The organism is Nostoc sp. CCY0012 (assembly GCF_963920855.1).
GTDB lineage: Bacteria > Cyanobacteriota > Cyanobacteriia > Cyanobacteriales > Nostocaceae > Cyanocohniella.
Genome location: NZ_CAWUDM010000078.1, coordinates 13,976 through 28,652 on the forward strand (window position 1 = coordinate 13,976; position 14,677 = coordinate 28,652).

Consider the following 14,677-nt stretch of genomic DNA (forward strand, 5'->3'; position numbering starts at 1 on the left):
GAAAAATTTATCCCGGAGATAGCGATCGCTCACGGGGGAGACTAATTAAGAGTATAAAAAGACGCTATTGCTAAACGGGAACAATTGTGTGACAGCTGTCAGAAATACGCCAAGGCAAATTATCTCGAACCATTGCATTTAAAATGACTAACATTTTATGAACGCAAGCCGTTAGAGCCAATTTTTTAGATTTACCACGTTCAACAAGACGCTCATAAAAAGCTTTGATCACGGGATTATGACGCATAGCAACCACAGCACCCATATAAAGAGTGGCACGAACATGGGCGCGACCACCATTAATCATATGCTTACCTTTGTGTTGCCCACTATCATGATTAATTGGTGCAACGCCAACTAGACGCGAGATTTGTTTGGCAGTTAGCTTACCCAGTTCTGGTAAATCCGAAACCAGAGTTGTCGAAATTACTTGGCCAATGCCTGGAGTAGTTTTGAGTAAATTAACTTTATCAATCCATTGTCAAAGAGATTGTTGTAGTGACCCCTGCTACTTTCTTGATTTAAATTGGCATAGAAAGTTGACATTTGTTTTTGTTAGCTACTAATGCGTGTGACTGTAGTTACTATCAATTAGATGTCGAGATAACCCATGTATCTTGATTTTGATGTTATTAAACCATATCTAATCGAACACCTAAAAAAGTTTTATTGGGAAACGAAGGCTCAATTTTTGTCGGTATCTTACGCGATTATTAACGTTGGCGCACAAGCCCCCTGGACAAGCTTATCGAGTATGTCCAAAACCAAGAGAAATCTGAGTAAGTCCATACTTCGCTTTCTATATTGTTTTCGCTTACCTACTCAACTTTTCAGTATGGTTAGGGACTTCACTCAATATTTTCTATTCAATGCGAACACTCTAAAAAATCTGGTTAAATGGCTAAGAATGCAATGGCTAAAATTAGGACAGTATTGGCTTGTACCAAGCCCATCATCAATCACCGAAACAATGTTCCAAGACAACACTTGGTATTGTTTTGTACCCTTGGGTTATTTTCGGCTTCAAACATTTGTTATTTACTCACTATGCTGACTGATTAATATGAGGTTAACTCTACCCCTCCCGACATCCTGTTATTGACTAGATTTTTTAAACTTGGTTGTAGTTTTAATTTCACTGTGGGGTTCCATCTTCTATCAGTACTTTTAACTCAATTAAAAGCTTTTCTACTTTTGTCTTCTTTTGAGGATCGTTCCAGATTTGGGATTTCTTTAGGCGGCGAAATGTGTCATCAGCTAAGTGTTTTAATGATGGGGCTTCTGGTTGAGACTGCTGCTCGATTTCTTGAATTTTACGCTTGATTTCGCTTAGTGAGAAATTATAGGCGATCACATCTTCTAGCAATTCTTTTCTAGTTTCCTTATCTTTAACTCTTGCGATCGCTTTGGCTTTACTTGTCTCTAGTTTCCCTTGGCGTAGTACCTCTAAAATATCGCTAGGTAAATTGAGTATTGGAAGACGATTGCTGATAAATGAGTCTAGTTTAATGTTACCAAGCGATGTTAAACAAGATTGGACTAAATCAATTACATCATTGCCAATAACGTTATTGGCAGCAGTTCTACCACGTTGTTGATTTTGAATGTGATGCAGTATTGGTGGTACTTCTGAAAGTTCAATCTTTAACTTAACAGCCAAAAGGCGCAAAACTCCATCTGTTTCCTCAAGGTCAGTAAGTGCTGAACGGGCAAAGTTTTCAATGAGGGCAATTTCCAGCGCATCTTCATCATTAAGTTCACGGACAACAACAGGAACTTCAGCTAGTTCCAGTATCTGTGCTGCTCTGTAGCGTTTTGCTCCTGCTACTACTTCATGCTGTTCACTTGTGGGAATAGGACGGACTAGGAGTGGTTCTAAAATGCCGTTTTTTTTGGCAGAAGCGACAATTTTGTCTACCTCTTCTGGATCGATGTAGTACCGTAGTTCTGCTTTGGGCAGCACAATTAGACTTAAGGGCATAGTGGCCTTAGTCTGCTTGGTATCATCCCTAAAGATAAAATCTTCTACCATGCGTCTATCTCTTGCCATTGATTACCCCCCAGGCTTCGGTAAACAGTGCCTCAAAATCTTTGGCAGCACGTTTGGCAGTTGCACCCGGTAGACCCCAAACAGTTGTTCCTTGCCCTGGTGCATCAGCAATTACCTGGAGGTCATATATCATCGTTTTTAAGAGGGGAAACCCAGTATTCTTGTCAGACAAAGCTCTTTGAGAATCCTTAAGCAATACAGTTCCTTTTTTTGCCTGATTTAAAAATAAACCAACATGGGGCATACCAGAGCGCAGTTCTCTTGCCTGACGTAAAATTCTCACCATCTTTGATGTGCTGTGCATATCTAGACCTGCTGGTTTACAGGGTACTAGGGCTAGGTCACATCTAGATAAGATTGCCTTGGTTGTCTCACTCAAACTACCTGGACCATCTACAACTACAGCATCATATTGTTCTGCCAACAATGGCAGTTGATCAAATAAATCATCTGGGTCAATCATTGTTTTGCAGGGCAGTTGTAAATCTTTCATCCAGTTTGTACTACTCTGCTGTGCATCTGCATCTACAACAATTACTGTTCCACGTTTACTTAACCAATACGCCAGATGACCAGATACAGTAGTTTTACCAGCGCCCCCCTTCTGGTTTGTTAACCCGATAATCATAATTTTTATAATATGCTCAATGTATTATTGCTTGCATCACAATTAACTTTCATTATTTAGCAGTAATAGTATCAGTTTTTCCCTTAAATGAGTTTTTTTATCTGTTTTGCTAGGAAGACCCCATACGCAGCGATAGCGAAGTGTGGGGATGAGAGGCAGTAGTTGTTGAGAGAGTCCTTGAGTGATTTTTAGGGAATTGCACACTCCTTTTGACACCATCTTATACCATAACTTGTCTAAAACAGCAATAGTAAGAAAGTATGAAATTAGGATCGTAGTTTTGGATATTACTTTGTGGGAGAAGGATATGCCATATTGCAAACAACGGCATTGCGGATACATATATATATGGATGAGATATGGCATCCGTTGGAGTTCAGGCAGCCAACGGGACAGATAGTGCGAGTGATAGATGCACCAGGAGGGATAGAATTATTTGCTTCAGATGTATGCCAGATACTTTTTGGTAATTCGCAGTTTAACGATTATGAGGTGGAATTAACGGAACGAATTGTGGTGATGGATGGTGAAAATATCCAAGTGTTCACCATGTGCGCTACGAGTATTTATGCATTGGAGAAGTATGTAGACCTAAAACAGATAAAAAATTTGGCGCAGTGGGTAAGGACTAAGATTCTGCCGAACTTAAAAAAAAACAATTTTTGTTTCTATCCGCCAAAACATAGATTCAAGAATATTGACTATAAATCAAAAGAATCGTTAATCAATTACCTAAATGAAAATGAAGGGTTCATTCAAGAAGAAACAAAAGAAATAGAGGAAACAATTGATTTTTACCTACGCTTAATACAGAAAAAGTTGCCGATAACAACAGATTGCCCAGCTCTAAAAAATAATGAAGAGGAATATCTGAGATCAACTTATTTTGAGATAGTCAAAAATGTAGTGAGAGAGTTCGATAGATATGAGTACTTGTACCATGATTTAGTCATATCAACGACAGATTTGTTGATGGCACAAGAACTAGATTTAGTAGTTTTTGTAGTGCTGAAAAGGCTATATCAAAATCAAGCAGAGTTACCTGGAGAAATACTAAAGCAGGGATTGGTATTACAGGCATTAAATTCTATCACTAATATATCAAGCTTGGGACATATCGAAAGTATTGAACAGTTTTATATAAGACTGCTAGAAAATTTCCGCAATGAAATAATTAAGTTATGGGAAGAAGAAAAAAAATGACTACACCAGAAACAGCACAAGAAGCCACACAAGAAACCACACCAGAACAAATATGTTCTCGAAGATTAGTGATAGTCACAGGAGATAAAGGGGGAGTAGGAAAAAGTACATTTGCGAGAGGACTGTTGCAAGTATATCTTGACGAGAAAAAAGATTTTATAGCGTTTGATGCGGATATGTCGAATCCACAAATTAGAAGATTTTACGGAAGCGAATGTACAATTGAACCTTTGAACATATTTAAAAGAGGAGAAATTGATACAAACTTCATGGAACAATTAGGGAAATATATAGAACCACCAGAAAAAGAAGATAAAGAAGGGGGAGAGATAGAATTTATACCAAAACCATTATTTTTACTAGAATTGCCACCGCAATCTAGCAATATCTTGAAAGATTTCCTGAAGAGAATGAAGTTTTTGGAGACTATCAAAAATGCGTATGATATGCGGGTGACAATGGTAGTAGTAATTAGCCGCACAATCGATTCAGTTAATCAGTTCGTAGATTTATATAATTCTTATGAAAACCATGTAGATTATGTGGTGGTAAAGAATTACTTTTTTGGAGAGGAAGGAGATTTTCGGAGATATAACAATTCTCCGGCACTTAAAGAAATAAAAAATGATGCAAAAAAGAGCAAATATATCCGAGAAATATCAATGCCAGATTTGATTGAACATGCCTATGACTATCTTGATGAAAATAGCTTAACTTTTGCCCAGGGAATAGAACAGAACAAAAGGATTGCTGTCAAAGGTAGAGTAGGGGCATGGATGGATGAATTTAATGAATCAATTAAATCTGTGAAACATTTACTAGGGGTGTGAACAATTCAAAATTCAAAATAGCAGCCCAAGGCACCCTAATGAAAAGAATAATAATGGCTGTAGGTGATTCTGGTGTAGGAAAATCAACAGTCTGTAAACTTTTGATAGATTTACTGCATTCTCAAGGGAAAACAGTAAAAGCCTACAGTCATGATAATTTCCCCAAACTACAAGCTTACAGTAACTTAATTACTGTAGAAAGATTAGATTTTTTCAAGGATGAAACAGACCAAGTATTAGAAGATTTTACGAATCAGCAACTTGATGTAATTATTGTGGATATGCCGGGGCAATGTATAGATAGAATTTGCGATTTAATTAGTAAATCACAGTTGCTAAAATTGTCGGCTGAGTTTGATGGGAAATTAACGTTTATTCAACCAATATCGCACAGATTAGATTGTCTGCAATACATGGAAAGTCTTTTGGAGTTTGCTAAACAGCAAGTCGATTATGTAGTCATAAAAAACCAACACTTTGATAATCGCTTCAAGAACTACCAGAGTAGTATGCAGGATAAGTTGTATTTGAATAGTGGTGTAGAGTTAAGTTTAACTAAATTGCACACTGACCACTATGAAGCAATGGAAAGGACGAATAAACCTTACTCGCAGATACCGAATGATACATCAGTATATGTTGTTTATCGTTCATACATATATCGCTGGATACAAAACTTCAATGACGTAATTTTAAATAATGCAGTAGCTAGTAATTATCTGGGGTTATCTAGTTGTGATTTTTAGGTAAGTATTCAGGATTCAGAATTCAGGATTCAGAAGGTTTAAAGATAAGAAAAATATTTGGTGAATCAATTTACTTATCCTATAATCATTTTTAAATTCTGACTTCTGACTCCTGAGTGCTGAATTCTTACATTTTTAGGAGAAAAAGATGGCAACTTCAGTGGAAGAAGTGATACAGGGATATTCAGAATCAGAGAAAGCAAGGATTAGGGAATTAGCGGCGAATATTGGAATTTCACCAGATGACCCAATGTTTCAGATCATGCTGACGCTGGGAAGATATGAAGAAACAATGATAGAAATCCCAGCGAGAATGGAAGCGATGGTAGAAGCGTGGGCAGTCTTGATTGACAGAAAGTTAGAGAAAACAAGTAAGACCACGCAATCAATGCACTATGCAGTAGTATCTGACTCTGTAAGGGAAGTACTGAAGGAAGAATTACCAAATCTGAAAGGACTACAATCGGGAAGATTGAAGTTAGGGATATGGCCTGTATCTGCAATATTGGGAGGAGTGATGGCGTTAGGTGCGCTGTTGGGGTCATTGACGACTTGGAATGTTGTCGTTAGGCACGTAGGACCAGCATCTATTGTGACCAATAATGATTTGCAACTTCTAGAGTGGGCAAAATCAGAAGATGGTGAATTTGTGAGAAAGCTTGTGCGAGAGAATCAATCAACTATCTCGGTATGCAAAAAAGAAAATCAGTTGCAAGGACATTGCCTAATTAAAATTAGATAACTTCTAGCAAAAAGGCTTCAAGATTACGGACTTGGAGATAGCCAAGTTCCTCCCCCCTAGTTACAGCTTGGACACGGTTTTTTGTATTGAGTTTGGTAAAAATACTATTAACGTGAGACTTAGCGGTGTTGGTAGTGACGAATAATTTATTGGCGATTTCACGATTGGAAAGCCCTCGACCGATTAATTTCAGGATCTCAATTTCAGTAGTGGTGAGTTCTTGTTCGTATAATTTACCTTTTCTGAGTCCCCTGTTTTGGGAATTTTTTTGTAAAACCTGTTTAGTAATTTTAGGGTCTAAAAAATTTTCTCCCTTAAAAGTTCGTTGAATTGCGTATTTCATGATGTCTACATCTTGCTTGAGCAAATAGGAATCTGCCCCAAAAGTTAAGGCACTATTGATTGTGTATTTTTGGGTATTAGAAGTGATAATTATTACTTTTGTATCAAACTGTTCTTTAATCACAGGAATCAAATCTAAACCACTAACATCGGGTAAACCGATATCAAGTAAAACGATGTCAGGGTGTGTTTCTTGGACTAATTTAAGACCCTGTTCTCCTGATTCGGCTTCACCACATATTTGCATAGTTGAATCTTCTGAGATCGCTGTCCTGATGCCAATTCTGATGAGGGGTTCGTCTTCAATGATTAAGATACGAATCATTGCGATACCTTATGGATTTACGTATTTCAATATTTATACCACAGACAAAGGAAGAAAATACATCATATGTCTAAACTTTGAGATTTGTAATAATTGTCAAGTCGCTTCTCTCCAATTCAAAATTCAAAATTCAAAATTAAGAACTCCATAAATAAATTTAGGAGCTTGAGCTAGCGGACGCAATATTTATTGCACTACGTGTCTCGTTCGCGCAGCGTGCCGTAGGCATAATATATATTTTTTCATTTTCCATAAATAAATTTAGGGGCTTGTATCCTTAATTAAACAATTAAAAATTATTTCTTAAATTTTGTTCGCGGTAGCGTGCCGGAGGCTCTATTTTGAATTTTGAATTAAAAAATGTAAAACTCTATATTCTAACATTTTAATCTAAGCATTTGTTATAATAAAATCAATGTATAATGATGTCGAAAGACAGTTTATGACTAACAAAATGCTGCTTGTGTCATCTACTTTCTTGCATGATATTCTAAATCCAGTAACAGGAGTAAGAATAATTTTAGAGCAAGTAATGAAGGGTAAATATGGCAATACGCTAGAAGAAATCAAGCCATTTTTAGAAGCCATATTGCAGACGAATAATAGAGTGAGTCGCTTAGTAGAAAGCGAGAATAAGAGCGATATCGTAAGTATTAATCCATCTGCGGTGAGAAGCTTAGATTTGTTACAGGTTTTAGCCCGACTACATTTTGAGTATTCAGCGTTAGCCAAATGTAGTTCGCTGAATCTGCACCTAGAAGCTCAAACACCATTAGTTCATGGTGCTGAAGTGATAGCAGATGTAATTTGTATAGAGAGAATGCTATCTAATGTGATACAAAATGCCATCAAATATACTGAAACGGGAGAAGTATATATCCGACTGGTGAACGAAGGGGATAATTTGGTAGTTGAAATTGAGGATACTGGGAGGGGGATTGAACCAAAGGAATTACCAAAAATATTTTTACCGTACTACCGATTGCATAAAAAATCGCGGGGATGTGGATTAGGACTGTACGTGGCGATGATGGTGGCGAAATCCCACGGTCTGCAAATTATCGTAGATTCAAAAGTGGGAAAAGGAACTAAATTTAGAATTATATTCCCTTATACTGATCAACTAACCTACGGTCTTAATGATAAAATTTGGAGGAAACAAGAAGGCTTTAGAAATGAATGCAAACAACGTGAAATTTCTTAACAAAATTGAAACGATAGTTGAGATTGCAATATTTATTAGTTTGTTCATTGCTGCAATTATTAAATTTGATGAAGATATAGCACAAGCTTTATTTTATATAGTGATGGCAGTAATAATTTCCCCATTTTCTAGAATTGAAAAAGGGGTAAAGCGACCATTATTATTTGTGGGATTTGCGGGAGGTCTGTTTCTAGGATATTTCTAATCGCCTAATTCCGGTTCATGATCATGACGAGGATGATTCTCTCGGACTGGTTGATGAAAGGATTCAAGTTCTTGTCTATGTAATTGGATCAAGTCCTGAGTTTCTTGAGTAGTAAGATTGTTTTCTAAAATTCTAAATTCATTATTACCATCTTTATAAGCACTAAAGGCTTTTTCAGGATTTTTATCTTGGCGATGAATACTGAGAAATTGCATACCCTCTTTAATCAATAATTGTAATCTGTATTTAACCCCTTCATAGATACGAGATTTGTCATCATCGGCAGTTTGACCTTGGGCAACAATAATGCCCATGATTGTAGGGATAAGAAATTTTTTGGCAGTTTTATCTTTTTCAGGAGAGTGAGTATATTGAGTAGATGAAATTTCTGGAGTAGCTGTGCTTGGGGTGGGCGGTTGTTCAGGTTGTTCAAATAAAGATTCAAGTTTAGACTGCTGTATGGGCAAGAATTGTGACTTCTTCTCGGCAATCAGCCTTTCAATTCGTGTTGATGCGTCTTGTTCTTGTGGCGACTGAGCGTTGATTTTAGATTCAAATTTAGTGAGATATTCAGAATAATATTTATCTTTAAGCTTGCGTCTGAAGTCCTCAATATTGTGAGCAGGGTTAGATTTGGATAGAAGTTTCGTCAGTTCTTGTTGCTGATGTTCATGGGAAGTTTGGTTATCTTCTGCTAGTACAGGTTGGTCTTTGGCTTGCTGCATAATCAATGACAGCTTGTAAGCCATCATATTGTTAGAAATGCTACCAGAGTTGATAGAATTGATTTTTTCGATGACTGAGTTATTCATATTCAACTTGATTATTATGTTGTTTTACGTCAAGAGATCGCTTTTGAATAGGAGTATAAGTGGAATTGATGGATTCGCGCCGCAGCGATAGGAGGTCATTAGTGATCACGCTGAGGTTGGGTAAAATGATGTCAGTGCGACCAAGTTGCATCTGTTCATCCTTGGTTTGGACAAGGATTTTGAAGTAAAGTTCGCGCTGTTCACCAACAGTCAATTTGTGTTGCTGCTGGAGTTTTTCACGAAACTGCTCATTACCCTGATTAGCAGAGCTAGACCAGCCAACAGATTCTTCTAATTTGTGCCAGGCGGTGGCTAATTCAGGATGAAGTGGAAGCAGAATATCAGACGATGAAGTGGGTTGAGAAGGTGAGTTAGCAGATGTTTTGTGATGATTTGTAGACTCAGGTGAGTTTGTAGAAGAAGCAGAGGAATTGTGTTGTTGATTGTGAGTTTCAATATTAAGTTGTTTAGCAATAAATTTGAGTTGAGCTAAGTCAAACTCATCAAGAGTCATGATTTTGAGTTGATTAGATACACTAGTAGGAGTGCGGGTTAATTCAAATCTAATCTTTTCTGTGGATTTACCATTATCCTCAAGTTTAAATAAGCGCAAATATACCTTACCTGCACTGGAATCACGTTGAGATTTAATGTGGTAATTATCAATTTCTACCTGATCAGATTGGGCTTTACTTAAGACAGTGTGCATGATTTTGATGATTTCCCCATCACGAATACTGTTTAAACTATCTTGTGTGCCTTTGGGAGCAAGAGAACTGAGACTGTTGGCTAATTCTCTAGTATCGCAATCCAGTGATGGCAGTTTTTTTCCATGAGTCAGGTAATCGGCAACCAATAAAAACTCTTGACGTTCTACAGAGAGCATCTTCTTGGGTTGAAGAAGGATATCAACTTGATTTTTAGGAAGGACATGAAACTGCATGAGAGGTTCAAGAAAATAAGTAGCTTTTTCATCATTAGCTCTGTGGATACTATAAAGTTCACGATATTTTCTAATAGTAAAAGCGTCACTTCTATAAATTAAACTACCATCATCATGTTTGATACCATAATTAGTGAGTAGTGCTTGAGCAGCTAGAGCAATAAATTTATTTTCAGTAGCCTCCACCTGTCGTCTAGGGATAGTATTTTTTAAAATTGCGACATCCCTTTGTTTTGCCCAATGTTGTATAGGTTCTTCATTAACTTGAGGAGAGTTTCTGTCAGGAGAAACATGGGTAGATTCTACAGGAATAATTTCACTACTAATAGTTTCTGATTGAGATGGTGTGCGGGGTTTAGCACCCAAGGAGAGAATTTCTTCATCAGTGAGATTTTCACGGATAACGTTGGTTGAGACAGTGCCATCTTTTTGTTCATAAAGTTTTCTTTCAGTGCCATCTTTCAGAAAAATAGTTAAGCGAAAATCATCAGGTTCAGGGTCACCAGGAGAATTATTTACCAACTTGTTAGTGATGTTATTAATCTCTTCTGGCTTCAACTTTTTCTTGATAGGCTTAACATCCCAGATTTTCTGATTGTGTTTGTGCCATTCTTCCAAAGATTCGGCTTGCTCAACTAAAGTCTCAAATTCTTCAGAGCCATTGTTAACAATAAAATCATCTACGCCTTTGTCTGGCCCTGGTAGGCGAATGACGTTGACTTTAGCACCTTGTTCTTCCAGAAGTCCGGCGGTGCGTAATGTGGAAATCTCGATGTTTCGGACTGTTTTCGGTCGGGTTTCGTAATCAAAGCAGAATGTAATCTCACGATCTTTAGTAGCGAAAACAGCCAATTCAGGATGCAACTTTGGTGGAATGTCGTACCCCTGCTCATCTCGACTGCGATACCCAGCGTAAATTCCCGGTAGTCCAATGGCTGCATGACCCTGGCTTAAAAAACTAGCGGCTTTTTTCGCTCCTTCGGTGATGGTGACTGGGACATTATGCTTCCAAACGCAGTACCAAAAACCAGATTGGCGATCGCTTTCGGTTGGTTGTACTCCTGCTTTGTCATAGATGCGCCCAGCAACATCATCCGGGACATCCAACAGGAAAATACTCAGGTCAGTTTTGGGTGGATGTTCATACTTGATGAATTTCCCTTCAATTATCTGATCATGCTCATCACGTTTTACTCTGGGTTCATTAGGTTTAAAACATCCCCAAAGTTTGTTGTCAGGCTTATCCCCTGGTTGTAAATCAGCAAATGAACGGGGGTCAACGCCCGAACTACACCACCAGCCGCCTTGTTCTAAGTGTTGATATCTGTTTAAATCACCATCCCTGAGCCGTCCGTCGTTTCGCCGGGAGATTTTATCGGAATACATGACATATTCCCAAGCTTCATTTGCCTGCTCAATGGGATCTGTATGCAGGCTGCGGAAGTTTCGGCTAGCAATATCTGGATGAATGGCGCTGCTCTCCACTAATTCTTGCCAGTGTTGTTCATCAATGTGATCTGGGGGAGAAATTACAACTTTGTCCACAGTTTGTTCCTCCTGTTCGGAAGAACCAATCAGTAGTTTTGGGGCAGTAGTGGGTGGAAGCATGGGAGTGTCACTATTCCAAAGGTCGCATTCCACGTCGTCATATTCTTCAGTTAAATCTGCCTTCTCCCACTTCCATCCGCCATCGCCATCTGGAGAAAGAACATAAGATTCCTTGCCTAGTTCAATTTTGGCTCTTTTGTGCCATTCATAATCTAATCGTTCGGCGATCGCTGCCATCAAAACGATGAGTTCTTTGCAGACTTTGGGAAAATTTTTGGCAAAGGCTTCTTCTGCGGCAACGTAAGAAGAAACTAGTTGTAGAGCGCGTTGGTCAAACATAATCAATTCAAAATTCAAAATTCAAAATGCAAAATTAAAGAATAAGAATAGTCTTTTTGTAAAGCCATAGTGTGTCTCTTTGTCTACTATTAAGCAATTTGAGCGTACCAACTCCAATGTTTTTCTAATAGATACGCTACACGGTAAGCACAACAATTCCTGCCAGGGCTTTATGGTAATTCATGGGCGCATATATTCACACATTCCAAGAGATTCGTTTTTGAAGTTTTAATTTTGAATTTTGAATTTTGAATTTGTATTACATCCTAATTCTAAAAGCTTTTGAAAACACTCATGCAAGATTTGATACTGCTTGTAATTAGCCCCCAAACATTGTAGAGAGATGACTTTTCTTCTGCTGATAACTCGATTAAAAATAATATCAACTTCTACATTGGGCTGTTCTAAATCAAAATTAATAAAGCCAATATATTGCAAATCATCCCAGCCAATTTGTGTAAGATACTCGGTGAGTATTTGTTGATACTCTAGTACAGTTAAAGGGATAACATTGATAAATTTAATGTTGACTTTGATGAAAGGCTTTTTGATGGGACTAGCTTGAGAGCGTCGTTGAAATTGATAGGTGATTTGAGGAATAGACGCATTAAAATCTACAAGGTTACTGAATAATCGTCTTTTGAGGAGAATTTCTTCAAAGATAAAATTAGAGGTTGCAGTTTCTTGAATTTTGATTTTCATTTGTTGACAATAGCTGTATATTCATTGTGACTAAGAGTGGAAGCTGCTTTAGGGTCTACAGCACCTTGAGGGATAGGAAATTTCATATCTACCAATTGAATCCGCAAATCTAAATCTTGTAGTGTAGGGATTTTTTGAGTACTTTTCCGTGCCAGTAAACTAATAAGTTTTCCCCATTCTCGTTGGTTATAGTCGTCAATTTTAATAACAGCTTGAGGAATTTTAATACTTCTCAGTAAGGGAACAGACCCCTCTTTTTGATTGGAATATGCAGGATTAATGAAAATACATTTACCTGCGGGGAGTTTGAGAAATTGGGCGGATTCAAAGAGTTTCTTAGTCTTCTCCTGGTCGCTGGTAGTAGTGTTAGTCTTGCCGCTCCCAGTGGAACGGCTTTTGTGTTTGTACTTGATTTCTTCATCCCCTAAAAAGCTGGAAAATAATTGTGCAGAATCGTGTTCACCGGGGTTAAAAACGAATTTTGTACCGCAAGCACCAAGAATAGTTTTAGCAACTTCTTTGCCATAATTCTTTTCAAGCTGACCCATATTCTGCCAGCCCAAAATGCCGCAAAAGCCCTCACTTCGAGATTCGTTAAGCCATTTGAATAAGTCAGGCAAGTAAATGGAGGGCAACTCGTCTAATGCAACTATCAAAGGGTCTTGGCGTTTTTTGGCGATATTTCGGGCGATGGTCATGTGTAGAACTGAACACATCAAAGGCGCGACAGCATCACGGCGTTCTCTGTCCAGTCCAAAGATAATCATCTGCTTGCCTTTGATTTCTAAGGGCAAGGTAGTTTTACCAACAAAGCAGCCCAATGTGTTTTTCGCCATGAAGCGGGTGAACATGATACTGGCAGTGGCCACGATGCCAGCGACTGTTTTTTCACTAGCGGCGGAACCAAACAATTGACCGAAAGCCATCTTAATCCAAGGATTGAGAGGTGCTGCCATCAGCCTTTGCACCATTTGTTCACTGGAAAGGATGGCAGCTGCGGTCATCACATCAGCACTGCTGCCAAACTCTTTAGTGAGCATCAAGATAGCTTGCGTCAGCTGATCACCGGCAGGGCCAAAGAAACCATCTTCATTGCTGTTGCTGAGGATGCGAAAGTTTTTATTAATTACAGTAGCAATTTGACGAGCCGTTTCTGCATCACTACTGTCGCGTAAAAAATCAAGGGGATTACAGACTTCAGATTCACAAAAGCCAGGGGCGAAAATGTGAACATCGTACCCCATCTTCTTAGCGTAAGCAGCAATTTTAGCTTGTGACGGATATTTGAAGTCGTAAGCCAGGATAGGGAATCCTTGGTCAATAGCGGAGTAAATCATGGGGTTAATGGCACTGAAGGTTTTGCCGCTACCGGGAGCGCCAATGACTGCTGTACCTCGTTGAACATCGGGAACATAAAAAGGCGTTCCACCACTGCCCTGCTCTTTCTTAGTTTTGGGAAATTTATGCTTACCAATAAATAAAGCAGTACTGTCACATTTGGGGGAGAGAATTTGCTTTGATGCCTTTTTCTTAGCTTGGGCAATTTCCTTAGCTCCACCCCAATAGCCAGAAGCAAGTTTTTTCTTGTTATCATCTCCAAAGAAGAATTGCATAAGCAAATAAGCACCCAACATCGATAGTAAAGCTAGTCCACTGGGGGTAAATAAGTGATGTGTGTATCGACCAATGTTGTGCTGTGGGTTTTGTAATTGCTCAATTTGGATGGATATGGGATTAGGAAGTTGCCCAATCATTAGTTCTGTGTGAAAAATTTTGCTCACAATCAATAAATTCGCGCATTTAAAATTCAACATGAAAAGATAGAGAAAAAGGCAATAATAAGTGTCTTTGCCTTTTTCTTAGAGGATTAATTAACAATTGACGGAGGATTACCAAAAATGATGGGGTCTTTCTCCCGATAATTAATAAAAGGAACAGGACCAATGAAGTAAGGAGAACAAGTACGCACAAAAGCTATTCGCTTGCACATTCTGAAGAACATCGCCTTAGTGGTGCAGAAAAGTCTTGAACCGCTTGTATACCAGGAGTCTGACTGAG

The 14,677-nt window shown here is 38.3% G+C and carries 13 protein-coding genes and 2 pseudogenes; 6 read left to right on the forward strand and 9 right to left on the reverse strand.

From position 1 onward, the window contains the following. Positions 1–70: 70 nt before the first annotated feature. The 3 genes and pseudogenes from ACM0OS_RS20230 to ACM0OS_RS20240 all read right to left on the reverse strand — a co-directional run. A pseudogene (locus ACM0OS_RS20230) lies at positions 71–478 on the reverse strand (transposase); the annotation flags it as partial. Between the two features lie 657 nt (positions 479–1,135). Next, a complete protein-coding gene (locus ACM0OS_RS20235; RefSeq protein ID WP_414544994.1) occupies positions 1,136–2,050 on the reverse strand; it encodes a ParB/RepB/Spo0J family partition protein in 915 nt (304 codons plus the stop codon). Beyond that, positions 2,037–2,678 (reverse strand): AAA family ATPase, encoded by a 642-nt coding sequence (locus ACM0OS_RS20240; RefSeq protein WP_414544995.1) that lies wholly within the window; start codon positions 2,676–2,678, stop codon positions 2,037–2,039. The genes ACM0OS_RS20235 and ACM0OS_RS20240 overlap by 14 nt, the downstream gene beginning before the upstream one ends. 294 nt (positions 2,679–2,972) lie before the next feature. On the opposite strand from ACM0OS_RS20240, the gene ACM0OS_RS20245 reads away from it, so the two are divergent. From ACM0OS_RS20245 to ACM0OS_RS20260, 4 genes are all read left to right on the forward strand, one after another. Further along, positions 2,973–3,881: a hypothetical protein gene (locus tag ACM0OS_RS20245; RefSeq protein ID WP_414544996.1), complete on the forward strand. Its 909-nt coding sequence runs from the start codon at positions 2,973–2,975 to the stop codon at positions 3,879–3,881. Continuing rightward, positions 3,878–4,711, forward strand: a complete 834-nt coding sequence (locus ACM0OS_RS20250) for a hypothetical protein (protein ID WP_414544997.1) — start codon at positions 3,878–3,880, stop codon at positions 4,709–4,711. Before ACM0OS_RS20245 ends, ACM0OS_RS20250 begins: the two co-directional genes overlap by 4 nt. Positions 4,712–4,749: 38 nt before the next feature. Then, a complete protein-coding gene (locus tag ACM0OS_RS20255; RefSeq protein ID WP_414544998.1) occupies positions 4,750–5,457 on the forward strand; it encodes an ATP-binding protein in 708 nt (235 codons plus the stop codon). Between the two features lie 148 nt (positions 5,458–5,605). Continuing rightward, the gene (locus ACM0OS_RS20260; RefSeq protein ID WP_414544999.1) at positions 5,606–6,199 is read left to right on the forward strand and encodes a DUF6753 family protein; all 594 of its coding nucleotides are present in this window, start codon (positions 5,606–5,608) and stop codon (positions 6,197–6,199) included. Here ACM0OS_RS20260 and ACM0OS_RS20265 read toward each other — a convergent pair. Continuing rightward, positions 6,192–6,866, reverse strand: a complete 675-nt coding sequence (locus ACM0OS_RS20265; RefSeq protein WP_414545000.1) for a response regulator — start codon at positions 6,864–6,866, stop codon at positions 6,192–6,194. The two genes, ACM0OS_RS20260 and ACM0OS_RS20265, sit on opposite strands and share 8 nt — an antisense overlap. A 442-nt stretch (positions 6,867–7,308) precedes the next feature. Between ACM0OS_RS20265 and ACM0OS_RS20270 the strand changes: the two genes are divergently transcribed. Beyond that, entirely contained in the window at positions 7,309–8,070 is a 762-nt protein-coding gene (locus ACM0OS_RS20270; RefSeq protein WP_414545001.1) for a sensor histidine kinase, read from the forward strand. After that, positions 8,042–8,275, forward strand: a complete 234-nt coding sequence (locus tag ACM0OS_RS20275) for a hypothetical protein (RefSeq protein WP_414545002.1) — start codon at positions 8,042–8,044, stop codon at positions 8,273–8,275. The genes ACM0OS_RS20270 and ACM0OS_RS20275 overlap by 29 nt, the downstream gene beginning before the upstream one ends. On the opposite strand, the gene ACM0OS_RS20280 is transcribed toward ACM0OS_RS20275, so the two are convergent. From ACM0OS_RS20280 to ACM0OS_RS20300, 5 genes and pseudogenes are all read right to left on the reverse strand, one after another. Beyond that, positions 8,272–9,087, reverse strand: a complete 816-nt coding sequence (locus ACM0OS_RS20280; RefSeq protein ID WP_414545003.1) for a hypothetical protein — start codon at positions 9,085–9,087, stop codon at positions 8,272–8,274. The genes ACM0OS_RS20275 and ACM0OS_RS20280 overlap by 4 nt on opposite strands. Then, on the reverse strand, positions 9,080–11,917 hold the full coding sequence (locus ACM0OS_RS20285) for a DUF3854 domain-containing protein (protein WP_414545004.1): 2,838 nt from the start codon (positions 11,915–11,917) through the stop codon (positions 9,080–9,082). Before ACM0OS_RS20285 ends, ACM0OS_RS20280 begins: the two co-directional genes overlap by 8 nt. A gap of 228 nt (positions 11,918–12,145) precedes the next feature. Next, entirely contained in the window at positions 12,146–12,619 is a 474-nt protein-coding gene (locus tag ACM0OS_RS20290) for a hypothetical protein (protein ID WP_414545005.1), read from the reverse strand. Then, positions 12,616–14,373, reverse strand: a complete 1,758-nt coding sequence (locus ACM0OS_RS20295; protein ID WP_414545007.1) for a type IV secretory system conjugative DNA transfer family protein — start codon at positions 14,371–14,373, stop codon at positions 12,616–12,618. The genes ACM0OS_RS20290 and ACM0OS_RS20295 overlap by 4 nt, the downstream gene beginning before the upstream one ends. A gap of 113 nt (positions 14,374–14,486) precedes the next feature. Next, positions 14,487–14,677, reverse strand: a pseudogene (locus tag ACM0OS_RS20300) (hypothetical protein); the annotation flags it as partial.